This window comes from Kitasatospora sp. MBT66, from assembly GCF_000710405.2.
GTDB lineage: Bacteria > Actinomycetota > Actinomycetes > Streptomycetales > Streptomycetaceae > Kitasatospora > Kitasatospora purpeofusca.
Genome location: NZ_JAIY01000006.1, coordinates 873,740 through 891,886, shown reverse-complemented (window position 1 = coordinate 891,886; position 18,147 = coordinate 873,740). Strand labels below are relative to the sequence as shown.

General features: G+C 73.6%; 11 protein-coding genes. All 11 read left to right on the top strand.

The window, feature by feature from the left end; all coding sequences use genetic code 11:
* The first annotated feature begins 100 nt into the window (after positions 1-100).
* A complete protein-coding gene (locus BI06_RS16420) occupies positions 101-3,010 on the top strand; it encodes a bifunctional diguanylate cyclase/phosphodiesterase (RefSeq protein ID WP_082558511.1) in 2,910 nt (969 codons plus the stop codon).
* A 311-nt stretch (positions 3,011-3,321) separates the two neighbouring features.
* Positions 3,322-5,175, top strand: coding sequence for an acetolactate synthase large subunit (locus BI06_RS16415; protein ID WP_030392699.1), 1,854 nt, complete (start codon positions 3,322-3,324; stop codon positions 5,173-5,175).
* A gap of 35 nt (positions 5,176-5,210) precedes the next feature.
* The gene (ilvN, locus tag BI06_RS16410; protein ID WP_030392698.1) at positions 5,211-5,735 is read left to right on the top strand and encodes an acetolactate synthase small subunit; all 525 of its coding nucleotides are present in this window, start codon (positions 5,211-5,213) and stop codon (positions 5,733-5,735) included.
* A gap of 136 nt (positions 5,736-5,871) precedes the next feature.
* Positions 5,872-6,870 carry a ketol-acid reductoisomerase gene (ilvC, locus tag BI06_RS16405; protein ID WP_043468805.1) on the top strand — a complete coding sequence of 333 codons (999 nt, stop codon included), beginning with the start codon at positions 5,872-5,874 and terminating at the stop codon, positions 6,868-6,870.
* A gap of 257 nt (positions 6,871-7,127) precedes the next feature.
* Positions 7,128-8,711, top strand: coding sequence for a phosphoglycerate dehydrogenase (gene serA / locus BI06_RS16400; RefSeq protein WP_030392696.1), 1,584 nt, complete (start codon positions 7,128-7,130; stop codon positions 8,709-8,711).
* A 336-nt stretch (positions 8,712-9,047) separates the two neighbouring features.
* Positions 9,048-9,206: a hypothetical protein gene (locus BI06_RS52430; protein WP_157855184.1), complete on the top strand. Its 159-nt coding sequence runs from the start codon at positions 9,048-9,050 to the stop codon at positions 9,204-9,206.
* A 280-nt stretch (positions 9,207-9,486) separates the two neighbouring features.
* Positions 9,487-12,879, top strand: coding sequence for a S8 family serine peptidase (locus BI06_RS16395; protein WP_043468802.1), 3,393 nt, complete (start codon positions 9,487-9,489; stop codon positions 12,877-12,879).
* 116 nt (positions 12,880-12,995) lie between these two features.
* The gene (locus tag BI06_RS16390; protein WP_043468799.1) at positions 12,996-13,562 is read left to right on the top strand and encodes a Uma2 family endonuclease; all 567 of its coding nucleotides are present in this window, start codon (positions 12,996-12,998) and stop codon (positions 13,560-13,562) included.
* A gap of 77 nt (positions 13,563-13,639) precedes the next feature.
* The gene (locus tag BI06_RS16385) at positions 13,640-14,677 is read left to right on the top strand and encodes a 3-isopropylmalate dehydrogenase (protein ID WP_043468796.1); all 1,038 of its coding nucleotides are present in this window, start codon (positions 13,640-13,642) and stop codon (positions 14,675-14,677) included.
* A 217-nt stretch (positions 14,678-14,894) separates the two neighbouring features.
* On the top strand, positions 14,895-16,007 hold the full coding sequence (locus BI06_RS16380) for a branched-chain amino acid aminotransferase (RefSeq protein WP_030392692.1): 1,113 nt from the start codon (positions 14,895-14,897) through the stop codon (positions 16,005-16,007).
* A gap of 402 nt (positions 16,008-16,409) precedes the next feature.
* Positions 16,410-18,026: a citramalate synthase gene (gene cimA / locus BI06_RS16375; RefSeq protein ID WP_030392691.1), complete on the top strand. Its 1,617-nt coding sequence runs from the start codon at positions 16,410-16,412 to the stop codon at positions 18,024-18,026.
* Positions 18,027-18,147 lie beyond the last annotated feature (121 nt).

Genomic DNA, 18,147 nt, shown 5'->3' with positions numbered 1-18,147 from the left:
GCGCCCACGCGGCGTCCGCGCGGGCGGCCCGCCCCCGTACCGTCCGGCCGGCGGCGGCGCGAGACCCGGACCGCTCCGCCGGGCGCTCTGCAGCCGCAAGCTGCCGGGCGCCGTCCTCGGCGTGCTCTGCCTCGCCTACGCCCTCGGCGCCGCACTCGGCTGGGGCTCGCGCCAGGTCGCCGTCTTCATGGGCGACTTCGGCCTGGCGGCGGCCGCCCTCGCCGCCGCGCTCTCCTGTCTCGCCTACGGCTGTACCGTCGGCGGCCACGCCCGCCCGGCCTGGCTGCTGTTCGGCCTCTCCTCGCTCATGGTCGCCTTCGGCAACGGCACCTGGGGCTGGTACGAGCTGGTCGAGCGGACCCAGCTGCCGCCCAACTCGCTGGCCGAGTACGCCTTCCTGCTGTTCGCCCCGCTGGCCATCACCGGCGTCCTGGTGCTGGCCCAGCGCCCGCGCACCGCCGCCGGCTGGCTCTGCCTGCTGCTGGACGGCTGGCTGGTGGCCGGCTCGCTGTTCACCCTCAGCTGGAGCCTCGCCCTCGGCCGCACCGCCGCCGGCGAGGACGGCTCCCCGCTGCGGCTGGCCCTCAACCTGGCCTACCCGGTGCTGGACATCCTGCTCGTCTCGCTGGTCGTCGGCCTGCGCTTCGGCGGCCGGGACGGCAACCGCGCCGCCGTCCACACCGCCATGGTCGGCCTCGCCGTCACCGTGCTCTGCGACGCCCTGTTCACCTCGCCCGAGCTTCGCAGCAGCTACCACTCCGGGGAACTCCTGGACGCCGGCTGGTTCGCCGGCAGCCTGCTGCTCGCCTGGGCCCCGTGGTCCCCGCGCTGGCGCCGCCCGCTGCGCGAGCACCCGGCGCTCGGCGGGCTGCCCCGCCGCCGGGTCGCCACCACCTTCAGCGCGCTCACCCCGTACGCGGCCGCCGCCGTCTGCACCGCCGGGATCCTCTACAACGCCCTCGGCGGGCGCTCGCTGGACCGGGTGGTGGCCTCGGCGGCCTGCACCGTCGGCCTGGCGCTGATCCTGCGCCAGGGCATCATGCTGCTCGACAACCTCTCGCTGGCCCAGGAACTCGCCCACAAGGAGGCGCACTTCCGCTCCCTGGTGCAGGGCTCCAGCGACGTCATCATGATCGCCGGCGCCAACGGTGTGCTCTCCTACGTCTCCCCGGCCGCGCTCGGCGTCTACGGGCGGGACCCGGAGGAGCTCGTCGGCGGCAACCTGCTCGACCTCATCCACCCCGAGGACGTCGACCGGGTGCTGCTGGAGGTCCGCCGCTTCCTCGCCCGGGGGCGGCTCGCCGCCCACCGCGACCCGGGCGCCGAGCCGCTGCCCGCGGCCCGGGTGGAGTGCCGGATCGGCTCCGGCGGCGGCGAGTGGCTGCACGTCGAGTCGACCGTCGACCGGTACCGCGACGGCCTGATCCTGAACAGCCGCGACGTCACCGAACGGGTCATGCTGCAGGCCCAGTTGCAGCACAACGCGTTCCACGACCCGCTCACCGACCTGCCCAACCGGGCGCTGTTCACCCAGCGGCTGCGGGCCGCCCTGGCCGCCCGCGGCCCGCAGGACGAGGCGGGCTCCGGGGTCGCCGTGCTCTTCCTCGACCTGGACGGCTTCAAGGCGGTCAACGACACCGCCGGCCACCAGGTCGGCGACGAGCTGCTGGTCCAGGCCGCCCGCCGGCTCCAGGGCGCCGTCCGCTGCGGGGACACCGTCGCCCGCTTCGGCGGCGACGAGTTCGCCGCCCTGGTCTGCGGCCCGCTCGGCCGGCTCCAGGTCCAGGAGCTCGCCGAACGGCTGCGCGCCGCGCTCTCCGAGCCCTACTGGATCGGCGGCAGCGAACTCAGCGTCGCCGCCAGCATCGGGATCGCCTTCGGCACCCCGGAACGCGGTCCGGCCGCCGACCCGCGCGCCGCCGCCGACGAGCTGATGCGCAACGCCGACCTCGCGATGTACCGCGCCAAGTCCGAGGGCAAGGGCCGGGTGATGCTCTACACCCCGGCCATGCGCGCCGACCTGGAGCGCCGCACCGAGCTGGACGAACGGCTCCGCGCGGCGGTCCGCGAGGGCGGCTTCACCCTGCTCCACCAGCCCGTGGTGGACCTCACCACCGGCGCGGTCACCGCCGTCGAGGCCCAGGCCCGCTGGCGCTCCGCACAGGGCCTGCTGCTCACCCCCGCGGAGTTCCTGCGCTCCACCGAGCCGGGCGACGCCGCCGCGCGGTTCTCCCGCTGGCTGGTCCGCGAGGCGGTGACCGCCGCCGCGCTGCGCCGGGGCCTGCCCGTCCGGGGCCGCGCCGTCCCGCCGCCGGTCCCGGTGTCGGTCCGGCTGTCGGCCGAGCGGCTGTGCGCGCCCGGGCTCTACGAGGCGGTGGTCGCGGCCCTGCGGGACAGCGGGCTGCCCGGCGGCCAGCTGATCGTCGAGGTGGCCAGGACCGGCCCGGACGACCTGGCGGACGAGCTCGGCCGCCGGCTGGACGCGCTGCGCCGGCTCGGCGTCGGTACCGCGCTGGCCGGCTTCGGGGCCGGCCGGGGCTCGCTCGGCACACTGGTCCGGCTCCCCTTCGACGGCCTCAAGCTGGACCGCTCGCTGGTCCAGGACCTGGGCGAGTCCGCGCTCGCCCGGACCCTCGCCGGGCACGCCCTGCGGCTCGGCCGGGACCTCGGGCTGGTCACCGCCGCCGAGGGCGTCGACCTGCCGCGCCAGGTGGCCGTGCTGCAGGAGCTGGGCTGCCGCCAGGTGCAGGGCTCGGCGTTCTCCGCGCCGCTGGACGAGATCCGGCTCCGGCGCGAGCTGGCCCGCCGCGCGTATCCGGTGCCGAGGCCGCTCGGCCCGCTGCCCGCGCGGCGCGCCTTCCTGGCCGCGGACACCCGGACGAGTGGCCGCGGCGAGGCCGCCGCGGGGCGTGTCGCACCTCACCACAACGGCTCCGACCTGCCCGAACACCCGGCCGTGGCAGGTCCGGGAGCCGGTCCGCATGGCGAGACGGCCGTCCCACCTGCTTGACAGCCGACCCTCGGCGGGAGGAAGGTCGTTGCCATGCGCACCCGAATTCTCGTACTTGGCGGGCGCGTCGGCTGAGCGGGCCCTGCCCCGTTCGTGACAGACCGACGCGCCACCCCTCGCATGCCCTTGGGCACGAGGGGTTTTTTGTTGCACCGACGCTGTTCCACCACCGCAAGACCCCTGGCCCCGAGGCCCCGCGAAAGGGACGATTGGGGCAGAGCCGGCGATCGGCCCGCAAGCGGGACCCCACCCTCGACCCCCCCGGGGCCCGCAAACCACCGGGCCGGCCAGAACCGAGAAGAGACAGGCAGATGACCGAGCACGCCGCATCCCCCCGCCGCGGGGACACCCCGGCCGCCCACGCTCCCGCTCCTCAGCACGTCGTCGAGACCATGACCGGCGCCCAGTCGCTCATCCGCTCGCTGGAGGCCGTCGGTGCGGACACCGTCTTCGGCATCCCGGGCGGGGCCATCCTTCCCGCGTACGACCCGCTGATGGACTCCACCAAGGTGCGCCACATCCTGGTCCGTCACGAGCAGGGCGCCGGCCACGCCGCCACCGGCTACGCGCAGGCCACCGGCCGGGTCGGCGTCTGCATGGCGACCTCCGGTCCGGGCGCGACCAACCTGGTCACCCCGATCGCCGACGCGTACATGGACTCGGTGCCGATCGTCGCCATCACCGGCCAGGTCACCTCCAAGGCGATCGGCACGGACGCCTTCCAGGAGGCGGACATCTGCGGCATCACGATGCCGATCACCAAGCACAACTACCTGGTCACCGACCCGGCCGAGATCCCCCGGGTGATCGCCGAGGCGTTCCACATCGCCGCCACCGGCCGCCCCGGCCCGGTCCTGGTCGACATCGCCAAGGACGCCCTGCAGGCCACCACCACCTTCCGCTGGCCGGTCGAGACCTCGCTGCCCGGCTACCGCCCGGTGACCAAGCCGCACGCCAAGCAGATCCGCGAGGCGGCCAAGATGCTGGTCACCGCCAAGCGCCCGGTCCTGTACGTCGGCGGCGGCGTCATGAAGGCCGGCGCCACCGCCGAGCTGCGCATCCTGGCCGAGCTGACCGGCGCCCCGGTGGTCACCACCCTGATGGCGCTCGGCGCCTTCCCGGACAGCCACCCGCAGCACCTGGGCATGCCCGGCATGCACGGCTCCGTGCCGGCCGTCACCGCGCTCCAGAAGGCCGACCTGCTCTTCACCCTCGGCGCCCGCTTCGACGACCGGGTCACCGGCAAGCTGGACAGCTTCGCGCCGTACGCCAAGGTCGTCCACGCGGACATCGACCCGGCCGAGATCGGCAAGAACCGCCCGGCGGACGTGCCGATCGTCGGTGACGCCCGCGAGGTGCTGGCCGACCTGATCGTCGCCGTCCAGGCCGAGTTCGACGCCGGCCACAAGGGCGACTACGGCGACTGGTGGGAGCGGCTCGACGAGTGGAAGACCACCTACCCGGTCGGCTACGAGCCCGCGCCCGGCGGCCAGCTCTCCCCGCAGCAGGTGATCGAGCGGATCGGCCGGCTGGTCGGCCCGGACGCCGTCTACGCGGCGGGCGTCGGCCAGCACCAGATGTGGAGCTCGCAGTTCATCCGGTTCGAGAAGCCGGGCACCTGGCTCAACTCCGGCGGTGCCGGGACCATGGGCTACGCGGTCCCGGCCGCGATGGGCGCCAAGGCCGGCCGGCCCGAGGCCGCGGTCTGGGCGATCGACGGCGACGGCTGCTTCCAGATGACCAACCAGGAGCTGGTCACCTGCGCCCTGAACGACATCCCGATCAAGGTCGCGGTCATCAACAACGGCTCGCTGGGCATGGTCCGGCAGTGGCAGACGCTGTTCTACAACCAGCGCTACTCCAACACCGTGCTGCACGCCGGTCCCGGCCACGACGGCATCGAGCCGCCGGCCCAGGGCACCCGGATCCCCGACTTCGTGCTGCTGGCCGAGGCGATGGGCTGCGTCGGCCTGCGCTGCGAGCGCCCCGAGGACCTCGACGCGGTGATCAAGCAGGCGATGGAGATCAACGACCGCCCGGTGGTCATCGACTTCATCGTCCACCAGGACGCCATGGTCTGGCCGATGGTCGCGGCCGGCACCAGCAACGACGAGATCCAGTTCGCCCGCGGCGTCCGTCCCGACTTCGGCGACGACCTCGACTGAGCCCCTTCCGGAACGACCAAGGGAACCCACGACCCATGTCCAAGCACACCCTCTCCGTCCTGGTCGAGAACAAGCCCGGCGTGCTCGCCCGGATCGCCGCGCTGTTCTCCCGTCGGGGCTTCAACATCGACTCCCTCGCCGTCGGCCCGACCGAGCACCCGGACATCTCCCGGATGACCATCGTGGTCAACGTCGAGGACCTCCCGTTGGAACAGGTCACCAAGCAGCTCAACAAGCTCGTCAACGTGATAAAGATCGTCGAACTCGACCAGTCCGCTGCGATCCAGCGGGAACTGGTCCTGGTGAAGGTCCGGGCCGACAACGACACCCGGTCGCAGATCGTCGAGATCGTCCAGCTGTTCCGTGCCAAGACGGTCGACGTGTCCCCGGACGCGGTGACCATCGAGGCCACCGGCAGCTCGGACAAGCTGGAGGCCATGCTCCGGATGCTGGAGCCCTACGGCATCAAGGAGTTGGTCCAGTCCGGCCTGGTCGCCATCGGCCGCGGCGCCCGTTCGATCACGGACCGCTCGCTGCGCGCCCTCGACCGCAGCGCCTAGGACCCGACCGGTCCTCGCCCCTCCGGGACGCGCCGCCGTCTCAAACCCTGAAGCACCGCCCCACCCCGACGCCGGATCCGCATACGGTAGGAACCACCGCAGACCCGGCAATCCACTCGCAAGGAGATGTGCCCCCGTGGCCGAGCTGTTCTACGAAGACGACGCCGACCTGTCCATCATCCAGGGCCGCAAGGTCGCGGTCATCGGCTACGGCAGCCAGGGCCACGCCCACGCGCTGTCCCTGCGCGACTCGGGCGCGGACGTCCGGGTCGGCCTGAAGCCGGAGTCCAAGTCCCGCGCCAAGGCCGAGGAGGCCGGCCTGCGCGTGGTCACCCCCGCCGAGGCCGCGGCCGAGGCCGACGTCATCATGATCCTGGTGCCGGACCCGATCCAGGCGGACGTCTACGAGGCGGACATCGCCCCGCACCTGAAGGCCGGCGACGCCCTGTTCTTCGGCCACGGCCTGAACATCCGCTTCGGCTTCATCAAGCCCCCGGCCGACGTCGACGTCTGCATGGTCGCCCCGAAGGGCCCGGGCCACCTGGTCCGCCGCCAGTACGAGGAGGGCCGCGGCGTCCCCGCGATCGTCGCGGTCGAGCAGGACGCCACCGGCAAGGCCTTCGACCTGGCGCTGTCCTACGCCAAGGGCCTGGGCGCCACCAAGGCCGGCGTCATCAAGACCACCTTCACCGAGGAGACCGAGACCGACCTGTTCGGTGAGCAGGCCGTCCTCTGCGGTGGCACCGCCGCCCTGGTGAAGGCCGGCTTCGAGACCCTGGTCGAGGCCGGCTACCAGCCGGAGATCGCCTACTTCGAGTGCCTGCACGAGCTGAAGCTCATCGTCGACCTGATGTACGAGGGCGGCCTGGAGAAGATGCGCTGGTCGGTCTCCGAGACCGCCGAGTGGGGCGACTACGTCACCGGCCCGCGGATCATCACCGCCGACACCAAGGCCGAGATGAAGAAGGTCCTCACCGAGATCCAGGACGGCACCTTCGCCAACACCTGGATCGCCGAGTACAAGGCCGGTCTGCCCAAGTACAACGAGTACAAGAAGGCCGACGAGGACCACCTGCTGGAGACCACCGGCAAGAAGCTCCGCAAGCTCATGAGCTGGGTCAAGGAAGAGGCGTAAGGCCTCGGGGGAGGGCCCTCGCGGGTTTGTATCCCCCTTGTACAACAAGGCGGCTCCCGTCCGGGTGATTTTGCCGGACGGGAGCAGCCCGTTACCCAGCCCGTCGATACACTTCCGAGTGCGCGTCAGGCCCACAGCGTCGTGCGTCTAGCTACGCGGCATGCCACCTTCCCCCCGCCCGGCAAGGCCACCCTCGTGCCCGGATCCGGGGAGAACCGGACAGTTAAGGACACACTGTCGTGAGCGCTGCTACAACTGTGAAATCTGGCGTAGTACTGATCGCCGAAGAGCTGTCGCCCGCCACCGTCGACGCCCTCGGCCCGGACTTCGAGATCCGGCACTGCAACGGTGCGGACCGCACCGAACTGCTGACCGCCATCGCGGACGTGGACGCGATCCTGGTCCGCTCCGCCACCAAGGTCGACGCCGAGGCGCTGGCCGCGGCCCGCAAGCTCAAGGTGGTCGCCCGCGCCGGCGTCGGCCTGGACAACGTGGACGTCTCCGCCGCCACCAAGGCCGGCGTCATGGTCGTGAACGCGCCGACCTCCAACATCGTCACCGCCGCCGAGCTCGCCTGCGGTCTGCTGATCTCCGTCGCCCGCAACATCGCGCCGGCCAACGCCGCGCTCAAGGGCGGCGAGTGGAAGCGCAACAAGTACACCGGCGTGGAGCTCAGCGAGAAGGTCCTCGGCGTCGTCGGCCTCGGCCGGATCGGCGTGCTGGTCGCCCAGCGGATGTCCGCCTTCGGCATGAAGATCGTCGCGTACGACCCCTACATCCAGGCCGCCCGCGCCGCGCAGATGGGCGTCAAGCTGGTCTCGCTGGAGGAGCTGCTGGAGGTCTCGGACTTCATCACCGTCCACCTCCCGAAGACCCCGGAGACCATCGGCCTGATCGGCGACGAGGCGCTGCACAAGGTCAAGCCGACCGTCCGGATCGTCAACGCCGCCCGCGGCGGTATCGTCGACGAGGCGGCGCTGCTCAGCGCCCTGCGCGACGGCCGGGTGGCCGGCGCCGGCCTGGACGTGTACGCCAAGGAGCCGTGCACCGACTCGCCGCTGTTCGCCCTCGACAACGTGGTGGCCACCCCGCACCTGGGCGCCTCCACCGACGAGGCCCAGGAGAAGGCCGGCATCGCCGTGGCCCGGTCGGTCCGCCTGGCGCTGGCCGGCGAGCTGGTGCCGGACGCGGTCAACGTCCAGGGCGGCGTGATCGCCGAGGACGTCCGGCCGGGCCTGCCGCTGGCCGAGAAGCTCGGCCGGATCTTCACCGCGCTGGCCGGCGAGGTCGCCGTCCGGCTCGACGTCGAGGTGCGCGGCGAGATCACCCAGCACGACGTCAAGGTGCTCGAACTGTCCGCCCTCAAGGGTGTGTTCGAGGACGTCGTGGCGGAGACGGTGTCCTACGTCAACGCCCCGCTGTTCGCCCAGGAGCGCGGCGTCGAGGTGCGGCTGACCACCTCCAGCGAGAGCCCCGAGCACCGCAACGTCATCACCGTGCGCGGCACCCTGGCGGACGGCGAGGAGATCGCCATCTCCGGCACGCTGGCCGGCCCCAAGCAGGTCCAGAAGATCGTCGGCGTGGACGCCTTCGACGTGGACGTGGCGCTCACCGACCACATGGCCTTCTTCAAGTACGAGGACCGGCCCGGTGTGGTCGGCGTCCTCGGCCGCCACCTCGGTGACGCCGGCATCAACATCGCCGGCATGCAGGTCGCCCGCGACGGCAGCGGCGCGCTCGCCTCCCTCACTGTGGACAGCGAGATCCCGCAGGAGGTGCTGTCGGCGATCGCGGCCGAGATCGGCGCCCGCTTCGCCCGCTCGGTCGACCTCGGCGCCTGAGCCCCGCACCGCCACGCGTCACCCCGCACTACCCCGCACCATCCCTGACCAGGGCCCGGACCGCCGTTCGCACGGCGGTCCGGGCCCTGGCGCGTTCCTCCGGGTGACGGCCGTCTCAGATAGTAGGAAATCCAAGTATTCGTGCAGACACGGCTGAGCGCGGGTCGTACCGTGGAGTCAGCCGCACGGTGTGCCGCCCCTGTAGCCAGGGCGTCCGGCCCGTGCGCGCGTCCGCACCCGATGGGCGGGAGACCCCTGCCCGGTGTACCTACCCCCCTCCTCCCCACCCCGCCGCGTCCGTTTCCCACGGCGCGTATCGAACCAAGGAGCCCCGGTATGCCCCCGACCGCCGACCGCCACGCCGCTTCCGCCCCCGCCGCCCCGCAGACCCGCGCCCCCCGCCGCCGCCGGGCCGTGGAGCGGAACCCCTTCGCCGCCGCCGCGCTCCAGCGGGCGCTGGACCGCCGCGACAACGGCGGCGCCACCGGCCACTGACCGGCCGCCACTGACCACCGGCCACTGACCGGCGGCCCCTGGTCGGCCGGCTCCGACGGGCCGCCTCCGGCCCGTTCGGCGTTCATCCGCCGAATGGGCCGGACGGACTGACGGAGGGTCACTCCCAGGAGTGCAAGTTGCCGCCGTTCGGTGGAAGTTACTCGCCCGGACCGGCGCGATATTCCTAATTTGGGGCCCCCGGAAGGGTGATCGACGGCCGCGCGGGCGGGCGTCAGCGGCACCGGATGCGGATCAGTTCCCCCGGCCGGGGGAGAGGACCATGCGCCATCCCGTCGTCCGCCGACCGCTTGCCCGGCTCGGCCTGACGCTCACCCTGCTCGCCGGACCGGCCCTGCTCACCGGGGCCGCCCCGGCCACCGGCAGCCCGCCGACGTCCCCGTCGGCCCCGCCGGGCCGCTCCGCCGCCGGACCCGTCGCCGTCCTGCTGGAACTCGCCACCGAACCGGTCGCCCCCGCCTGGCGCCGGGCCGGGGACGAGGCCCGCCGCAACCGGCGCTCCCCGGAGGCCGTCCGGGGCGAGGCCGCCCGGGCCGGCGCCGCCCAGCGGACCCGCGCCTCCACGGCGCTGGACCGCCTGGCCGACGCCGTCCACGAGGCCGTCCCCGCCGCCCGGGAGCTCTACCGCACCCGCACCCTGGTCACCGGACTCGCGGTCAACGCCCCCGCCGACCGGCTGCCCGCGCTGCGCACCCTGCCCGGGGTCGCGGCCGTTCACCCGATCGTCCGCAAGCAGCGGGACAACGCCCACTCGGTGCCGGTCACCGGCGCGCCCGAGGTCTGGACGGGCGGCTCCTCCGACGGCGGCCCGGACGGCGGCGACACCGGCCGGGGCGTGCGGATCGGCATCGCGGACAGCGGCATCGACTACACCCACGCCGACTTCGGCGGCCCCGGCACCGAGGAGGCGTTCCGCTCCGTCGACGGGGCGAAGCCCGCGCCGGCCGGCCTCTTCCCGAGCGCCAAGGTGACCGGCGGCCGCGACCTGGTCGGCGACGACTACCAGCCCGACCCGTCCTCCCCGCACTACCAGCCCGAGCCGCACCCGGACGAGAACCCGATCGACTGCGTCCGCAACGGCCACGGCACCCATGTGGCCGGCACCGCCGCCGGCCTCGGCGTCACCACCGACGGACAGCCCTACCGGGGCCCCTACCGGCCCGGCCTGGACCCGGCCGGCTTCCGGGTCGGCCCCGGCGCCGCGCCCGGCGCCCAGTTGTACGCGATCCGGGTGTTCGGCTGCGACGGCTCCACCGACCAGCTCGGCGAGGCCCTCGACCTGGCCGCCGACCCGGACGGCGACGGCGACCCGAGCGACCGGCTCGACGTCCTGAACCTCTCGCTCGGCAGCCGCTTCGGCGCCACCGACGACGCCGACGCCCTCGCCGTCGACCGGCTCGCCGCGCTCGGCACCGTGGTGGTCGCCGCCGCGGGCAACGAGGGCGACGTGTACGCCATCGGCGGCAGCCCCGGCACCGCCGCCAGGGCGCTCGCCGTCGCCGCCTCGGTCGACCCGCACAGCGACGCCGACGGCCTCACCGTGCTCGACCCGCAGCCGCTGGCCGGGGTCGTGCCGGCCCACTGGAGCGCCCGCTACCAGGACTGGTCCACCGCCGACGTGGCCGGCGAGCTCGCCCTGCCCGCCGACCAGCGGGACGGCTGCACGGCCTTCTCCGAGGCCGACCGGCAGCGGCTCGCCGGGCGGATCGCCGTGCTCGCCTGGAGCACCCGCGAGTCCGAGCGCGCCTGCGGCTCGGGCCCGCGCGCCGACCACGTCGCCGGGGCCGGCGCGCTCGGCGCCCTGCTCGCGGCCGACGACGACCACCTCGCCGAGATCGCCGGCAACGACCGGGTCCCGCTGGCCCTGCTCGCCCGCGCCGACGGCGAACGGCTTCGCGCGGGCGCCGCCGCCGGCCCGGTCCGGGTCCGCCTCGCCGCGCCGGGCAACCCGCTGCACGGCGTCGTCGCCCAGGACCAGCCCCAGCGGCTCGACACCCTCACCGACTTCACCTCCCGCGGCATCGGCGTGCCCGGGGTGGTCAAGCCGGACCTCGCCGCCCCCGGCGAGACCATCTGGTCGGCCCGGGTCGGCAGCGGCACCGGCGGCCAGCGCGAGGACGGCACCTCGATGGCCACCCCGCACGCCGCCGGCCTGGCCGCGCTGGTCCGCGCGGCCCACCCCGGCTGGACCGTCGAGCAGGTCAAGGCCGCGCTGATGAACACCGCCGGGGACACCTGGCTCGGCGACGGCGCCACCGGCCCGGTCTACGGGCCCGAGCGCACCGGCGCCGGCCGGGCCGCCGTCGACCGGTCCGTCCGCACCCCGGCCGTCGCCTACGCGGCGGGGGAGGGCGCGGTGGAGGGGGCCGTCGGCGTCTCCTTCGGCCCGGTCGCCGTCACCGGGCCGCTCGCCCTGGTGCGCGAGGTCGAGGTCCGCAACCTGTCCGCGGCCCCGGTCGCCTACCGGACCGGCTACGCGGCCGCCACCGAGCTGCCCGGCGCCCGCTTCGAGCTCGCGCCCGACCGGATCGAGGTGCCGCCCGGCGGCACCGCGCGGGTCCGGGTCACCCTGAGCGTGCCCGGCGCGCTCGGCCGTGCCCCGGACCCGACGATCGCCACCGTCCAAGGCGGCCGGGCCCGCAGCTACCGGGGCGAGCTCTCCGGCCGGCTGCTGCTGACCCCCGACGACCCGGCCGCCCCCGGCCTGCGGGTGCCGCTGTTCGCGGCCCCGCGCCCGGCCACCGACCTGGCCGCCACCGCCCCGGTCCGCACCACCCGCTCCGGGGCCGTGGTCGCGCTCACCGGCACCGACGCGCCCGGTGACGCGCCGGGCCTGCTCAGTGCCTTCGTGCTCGGCGGGGAGGGCGCCCGCTGGGCGGACTGCCCGCCGGACAGCGGGGCGGCCGTCGGCCCCGGCGCGGGCTTCGTGCCGGAAGGCAGCACCGAGGAGGCCGAGCACCTGCGGGACGTCTGCGTGGAGCGCCCCGGCGACCGCGCGGCCAACCTGCGGGCCGCCGGCGTCGCCACCGACGCGCCCGCCGTGGCCGGGGACCCGCTCGCCGAGGGCCGGCTCTACCTCGGTGCCCAGGTCTGGGCCCCGGCCGCCACCCCGGTCGGGCTGTTCGGCGTCCGGGCCGTGCTGGACACCGACGGGGACGGCACCACCGACGTGCTGGTCAAGGCCGACCGGATGCGCGGCAGCGACGTCCTGGTGGCCCGCACCCTGGACGCCCGCACCGGCGCCGAACTCGACGTCCAGCCGCTGAACGCCCGCTGGGGCGACACCGACACCGCCCTGCTGGACTCCGACACGGTGGTCCTTCCGGTCCGGCTGTCCGTCCTCCCGGGCGTCCGCGCCGGGCACAGCACGGTCCACTACGCCGTGTGGACCGGCCTGTCCGGCGCCGGTCGGGACCCGGCCGACGCCTTCTCCGCGATCGGTCTGCGCGGCACCCGTCCCACCCTGGCCGTCGACGTCCTGCACCCCGCCGTCGACATCCGCACCGGCCCCGGCGGCCCCACCGCCCTGGCCGCCCCCGTTCACCCCGCCACCCTGCTCGACATCCGCCGCACCGACGGCGACCGGTCCCGCGTCCTCCTCCTCCACCACCTCAACCCGGAGGGCCGCCGCAGCCAGATCCTGACCCTGCCGTAGCCGCACCCGAGGGGGCGCGCGACCACCGTCGGGCGCCCCCTCGAATGGGTGAAGTAGGGGGAGAATCGTCCGAGTAGCCTGGGAACCGCCACGAGGATGCCCGCATGGGAGGAACCATGAGCGTCGCGCCGTACCCTGATTGGATCATTCCCCCGACCGAGGGGTACACCGCCGAGGACCTCGACCGGCTGCCGGATCTCCCGCCGCACACCGAGCTGCTCGACGGGAGCCTGATCTTCGTGAGCCCGCAGACCCTGTTCCACATGCGCATGCTCCGTAGGTTCGAGCGGGCCCTGGAGGCGGCGGTCCCGGACGGTTGGCAGGCGTGGCGGGAGATGACGATCCGGCTCGACACGCGCAATCGCCCCGAGCCGGACCTCACCGTCGTGAACGAGCAGGCGGACACCGGCCCCGACGGCACCTACTGCGATGCACAGGACGTCCTGCTCGCTGTTGAGATCGTTTCCGAGGAGTCCCGCGAGCGTGACCGCGAGGTCAAGCCGCGCAAGTACGCCGCCGCCGGCATCGCCCACTTCTGGCGAGTGGAGAAGGACGAGCACGGGCATGCGGTCGTCCACACCTACGAGATCGACCCGGCCACCCGGCTCTACGGGCTGACCGGGATCCACCACAAGCAGTTGAAGCTCGACCGGCCCTTCCCGGTCGAGATCGATCTCACCTGATCGCCTCCCGCCAAGGGTGCTGTCCGAATGGCGGACGGCGGATGTCAGGCTCTGGGATGCCGGAGTAGCCTCCGAGCATGTCTCGCACGATTCGTCTCGCAGTCGTCCCCGGTGACGGTATCGGCCAGGAAGTGGTGGCCGAGGGCCTCAAGGTGCTGGAGGCGGTGCTTCCCGCCGATGTGAAGCTGGAGAGCACCGAGTTCGACCTCGGCGCCCGGCGTTACCACCGCACCGGTGAGACCCTCCCGGACAGCGTCCTGGCCGAGCTCAAGGGCCACGACGCGATCCTGCTCGGTGCCATCGGCGACCCGAGCGTGCCGTCCGGAGTGCTGGAGCGGGGGCTGCTGCTGAAGCTGCGGTTCGCCTTCGACCACCACATCAACCTCCGGCCGGGCCGGCTCTTCCCGGGCGTGAAGTCGCCGCTGGCCGGCGAGCCGGAGATCGACTTCGTGGTCGTCCGCGAGGGCACCGAGGGCCCGTACGTCGGCAACGGCGGCTCGCTGCGCACCGGTACCGAGCAGGAGGTGGCCACCGAGGTCAGCCTCAACACGGCCTTCGGCATCGAGCGCGTGGTGCGCGACGCCTACCGCCGGGCGCAGGCGCGTCCGCGCAAGAAGCTGACCCTGGTGCACAAGAACAACGTGCTGGTGCACGCCGGCCACCTGTGGACCCGGATCTTCGAGCAGGTCGGCACCGAGTTCCCCGAGGTCACCACCGACTACCTGCACGTCGACGCGGCGACCATCTTCTTCGTCACCCAGCCCGAGCGGTTCGACGTCATCGTGACCGACAACCTGTTCGGCGACATCCTGACCGACCTGGCCGCCGCCGTCACCGGCGGGATCGGCCTGGCCGCCAGCGGCAACATCAACCCGAGCGGCGCCTTCCCGTCGATGTTCGAGCCCGTGCACGGCTCGGCCCCGGACATCGCCGGCCAGGGCAAGGCCGACCCGACCGCCACCGTGCTGTCGGTCGCCATGCTCCTCGACCACCTCGGGTACGCCGCCGAGGCCGCCCGGATCGAGGCCGCGGTCGCCGCGGACCTCACCGAGCGGACCGGCACCCGTACCACTTCCCAGGTCGGCGACGCGCTCGCCGCCCGAGTATCCGCCTAGGAGGCCGGGACCCGACAAACGGTGTTCCGGCCCGAGGGCCGGACCCCATAACGGCAGCTTGCGGTTCTCCAAGGAGTCCGCGACTGTTCGGCACGGCCCTCTGGATGCGAGTATCGACAGTGGGCCGTGCCGTCGTGCGTCCGTACCGGAGCGAGAGTCCGGGACGAGCACCGGCGGAGGCGGCCCGGACCAACCCCACGGTGAAGGACACACAGCCATGAGCACGCCCACCCAGGCGCCCATCACGTTCGACCTCAAGCCCTCCGCGCACCCCCTGCCCCAGGCGGAGCGCGAGGCCCGGCTGGCCAACCCGGGCTTCGGGCGCGTGTTCACCGACCACATGGTCACCATCCGCTGGACCGAGGGCGTGGGCTGGCACGACGCCCAGCTGGCGCCCTACGCGCCGATCGAGATGGACCCGGCCAACATGACCCTGCACTACGGCCAGGCGATCTTCGAGGGCCTCAAGGCCTACCGCCAGGCCGACGGCTCGATCGCGACCTTCCGCCCGGAGGCCAACGCCGCGCGCTTCCAGGCCTCCGCCCGCCGGCTGGCGATGCCGGAGCTGCCGGTCGAGGCCTTCGTCGAGGCCGTCGAGCTGCTGGTCCAGCAGGAGCAGGCCTGGGTCCCGAACGAGCCGGAGCAGAGCCTCTACCTGCGGCCGTTCATGTTCGCCACCGAGGTCGGCCTGGGTGTCCGGCCCGCCAACTCCTACCTCTTCATGATCATCGCCTCCCCGGCCGGCGCCTACTTCCCGGGCGGCGTCAAGCCGGTCTCGGTCTGGCTCTCCGAGGACTACGTCCGCGCAGCCCCGGGCGGCACCGGTGCCGCCAAGTGCGCCGGCAACTACGCTGCCTCCCTGGTCGCCCAGGCCGAGGCCGCCGCCAAGGGCTGCGACCAGGTCGTCTGGCTCGACGCCGCCGAGCACCGGTGGATCGAGGAGATGGGCGGCATGAACCTCTACTTCGTCCTCGGCGAGGGCAAGGACGCCCGGATCGTCACCCCCGAGCTGTCCGGCGCCCTGCTGCCCGGCATCACCCGCGACTCGCTGCTTCAGCTCGCCACCGACCTCGGCTACGCGGTCGAGGAGCGGAAGATCTCCACCGAGGAGTGGAAGCAGGGCAACGCGGACGGCACCCTGACCGAGGTCTTCGCCTGCGGCACCGCCGCCGTGATCACCCCGGTCGGCTCGGTCAAGTCCCGCGGCGGCGACTGGACCGTCGGCGCCGGCGAGCCCGGCCCGGTCACCATGGAGCTGCGCCGCGCCCTGCTCGCGATCCAGGGCGGCCAGGCCCCCGACACCCACGGCTGGCTGCACCGGATCGTCTGATTCCGCCCCGCCGGGCGGGCCGCTCGTCGAGCCCGCCCGGCGCGCCCCGGCTCCACCCGCCCGTCCCGGCCCGCCCGTTCCGGATGCCGAGACGGGCGGGCCGCGACGCGGACGATGTGCCAGACTGCCGACGTGTCCTCGCTTTCGCTGATTATTAGCAGCAGGCGCGCCGGTCCGCAGTGACCGCTCCCGCACCACCCGATGCGGAGCAGCGACCACCAGCGTCCAGACCCGCGCGCAGACCTCTCGCACCCGCGAGGGGTCTTTTTGTTTCCCCCGGACCGGCCGGAGCCCCCACAAGGGGCCGAGGGACACCGGGCGCGCGCGGGATGCTGGACAGTGGAGCCGGAATCAGAACCGGCAGAGCAGTAAACCGACCTCCCGGAACGGAGACCCAGGGTCATGACCCAGGCGAGCAACCTCCCCGACGACGCCTTCCACGTCTTCGACACCACCCTGCGCGACGGCGCCCAGCGTGAGGGCATCAACCTCACGGTGGCCGACAAGCTGGCCATCGCCCGGCACCTGGACGAGTTCGGCGTCGGCTTCATCGAGGGCGGCTGGCCCGGAGCCAACCCCCGGGACACCGAGTTCTTCGCCCGCGCCGCCGAGGAGCTGGACCTCCGGCACGCCCGGCTGGTCGCCTTCGGCGCCACCCGGCGGGCCGGCGGCCGCGCCGCCGACGACCCGCAGCTCGCCGCGCTGGTCAACTCCGGCGCACCGGTGATCACCCTGGTCGCCAAGGCCCACGACCGGCACGTCGAACTGGCGCTGCGCACCACCCTGGACGAGAACCTGGAGATGGTCCGGGACAGCGTCGCCCACCTGCGGGCGCAGGGCCGCCGGGTCTTCATCGACTGCGAGCACTTCTTCGACGGCTACCGGGCGAACCGGGACTACGCGCTGGCCGTGGTCCGCACCGCCCACCAGGCCGGCGCCGAGGTGGTGGTGCTCTGCGACACCAACGGCGGGATGCTGCCCTCCGGCGTGCGCGACACCGTCGCCGACGTCCTCGCCGCGACCGGCGCCCGGCTCGGCATCCACGCCCAGGACGACACCGGCTGCGCCGTCGCCAACACCCTGGCCGCGGTCGAGGCCGGCGCCACCCACGTCCAGTGCACCGCCAACGGCTACGGCGAGCGGGTCGGCAACGCCAACCTCTTCCCGGTCGTCGGCGCGCTGGAGCTCAAGTGCGACCGCCGGGTGCTGCCGCCCGGCAGCCTCGCCGAGATGACCCGGATCTCGCACGCGATCGCCGAGGTGGTCAACCTCGCCCCCTCCACCCACCAGCCCTACGTCGGCTTCTCGGCCTTCGCCCACAAGGCCGGCCTGCACGCCTCGGCGATCAAGGTCGACCCGGACCTCTACCAGCACATCGACCCGGAGACGGTCGGCAACACGATGCGGATGCTGGTCTCCGACATGGCCGGCCGCGCCTCGGTGGAGCTCAAGGGCAAGGAGCTCGGCTACGACCTCTCCACCGACCGGGACCTGGCCGGCCGGGTGGTGGCCAGGGTCAAGGAGCAGGAGAACCTCGGCTACACCTACGAGTCCGCCGACGCCTCCTTCGAGCTGCTGCTGCGCGACGAGGTCCGCGGCCGCCGCGAGCGCTACTTCGCCCTGGAGTCCTGGCGCACCATCAGCGAGCAGGGCCCGGGCGGCAGCGCGGGCAACGAGGCTACGGTCAAGCTGTGGGCCAAGGGCGAGCGGATGCTCGCCACCGGCGAGGGCAACGGCCCGGTCGACGCGCTGGACAAGGCGCTGCGCACCGCGCTGGAGCGGATCTACCCGCAGCTGGCCAAGCTGGAGTTGGTGGACTACAAGGTCCGCATCCTGGAGGGCCAGCACGGCACCGGCTCCAAGACCCGGGTGCTGATCGAGACCACCGACGGCACCGCCACCTGGTCCACGGTCGGGGTGGCCGACAACGTGGTGGCCGCCTCCTGGCTGGGGCTGGAGGACGCCTACACCTACGGCCTGCTGCGGGCCGGACTGGAGCCGGACCCGACCCAGGACTGAGGGCCGGTCAGCCCGTCGCGGTGACACGACGGCGCGGCCCGGGGACCGGAGGGTCCGCGGGCCGCGCCGTTCGGCCGTGCGTCGTGGAACGGTGCCCCGGGGTCACCGCAGCCGGGCGAGG